Origin of the sequence: Vibrio sp. 10N.222.48.A3, assembly GCF_041475345.1 — a bacterium.
Taxonomy (GTDB): domain Bacteria; phylum Pseudomonadota; class Gammaproteobacteria; order Enterobacterales; family Vibrionaceae; genus Vibrio; species Vibrio tasmaniensis_A.
In genome coordinates, this window is record NZ_JBFRVX010000716.1 from 1 (window position 1) to 1,303 (window position 1,303).

At 44.7% G+C, this 1,303-nt stretch carries 3 protein-coding genes; 2 read left to right on the forward strand and 1 reads right to left on the reverse strand.

Translation table 11 applies throughout. The features are described 5' to 3' along the window. Both AB4653_RS18810 and AB4653_RS18815 read left to right on the forward strand, forming a co-directional pair. The coding region (locus AB4653_RS18810) for an MAPEG family protein (protein WP_372104982.1) at window positions 1-279 on the forward strand (279 nt) is incomplete at its 5' end. Between the two features lie 8 nt (window positions 280-287). After that, window positions 288-818 (forward strand): hypothetical protein, encoded by a 531-nt coding sequence (locus AB4653_RS18815; protein ID WP_009846115.1) that lies wholly within the window; start codon window positions 288-290, stop codon window positions 816-818. Window positions 819-876: 58 nt separating this feature from the next. On the opposite strand, the gene AB4653_RS18820 is transcribed toward AB4653_RS18815, so the two are convergent. Beyond that, on the reverse strand, window positions 877-1,303 hold a 427-nt coding region (locus AB4653_RS18820; RefSeq protein WP_372104984.1), incomplete at its 5' end, for an START domain-containing protein.

The following is a 1,303-nucleotide window of genomic DNA, read 5'->3' on the forward strand; positions in this document are numbered from 1 at the left end:
GTTGAGTCGCTACAGATAGCACGTTCCGCACAAAGTAATGCAATGGATTACATCCCAATTACGGTTATTTTGATGGGCTTTTTGGAGATGAATGGTGCCAGTGTGTGGCTTATTCATGCCATTGGTGTTGCATTTATTCTGGGGCGTGTGATTCATGCAAAAGGTATTCTGGCAAAAAACTTAAAGGGTAGAAAAGTGGGCATGGTGTTGACGCTTATCTGCATGATCTCTTTGATTGTCCTAAACTTAGCTTACCTACCTTTTGATAAAATGTTCTAGGGAGCATTATGGCATTGCGCCTTCCCCCTGCTTGGGCGATTGTCCTTGCAGGTCTCATACTGAACGTCATGGCTATTGTCATGTCGAGCTTGGTGCTCGACAAAATTGAAGCGGAAAAATCGGAATACAACGATCGTAAATACGGTAATGTGTACTCAATACAACTGGCCTGGAATACGATCGAAACCTTAGAGCGCAAGCGTGAAGCCATTCTGATCCACCTAGATAAACCCTCAACAGAAACCGCTCAACCTGCCACCATCCTCGATGAAGCGCTGCGCGGCCAACTCCGGAGTTGGGTGAGTGAGGAGGTGCCAGCCATCTCGTTGGCTAATTTACCCAAGCTTATGATGCTGATAAACAGTGCTCAAGAAGCCCAACGAGCACGAATTGATGACTACTATTTGGATAATCTGACCTTGGTTGAATTAATCCAAAGGCTCGATGAAAAAATGGCTTTCTACAAGAATATTGCCCTGTTTCTTCAGGTGTTTGGTTTAGCACTTATCTTAGCTCGCGACCTCGCTAGAAGGCCTTAGTATCTATTTATCTACCACTTACTTAGCTACCTAGTTATCTACCCATCGACTGGTATCGCTAGCGAGACTCACTTGGCAGGTTAGGGTGCTGCTGGCCTTGGTACTTCTGTAATTGTTCTTTTAGCCCTTTAAACGTGCTCAGTGCACTATCAATCGATAATTTGTTCATTAACCAATTTGGCAGGATGCCACCTGCGTTCGCGTAAGCGGTATAGGTGATATAGGTATTACCATTGGTGAGCGGTTGCAGAGTCCATAAGGCATCTACATCATAAATTCGAATGTACCCCGACTCTTTCGCCAAATAATCAGACGCATCCTTGATCGACAAGACAAACTGCCCATCCTCGATGCTATATTTTGAGTAGGTCACCATATCGCGATCTCTGGCAGGCCAAGGCGCTTTGAACTGGGTATAGACGATATTTTCATCCTCAGATATCTGCATCAAAACACGACTTTCCGATACGTTATCTATCCAGTTT

Bases quoted from the DNA above. Each gene is read 5' to 3' on its own strand.
- AB4653_RS18815 (WP_009846115.1), top strand. From the start codon at position 288: ATGGCATTGCGCCTTCCCCCTGCTTGGGCGATTGTCCTTGCAGGTCTC.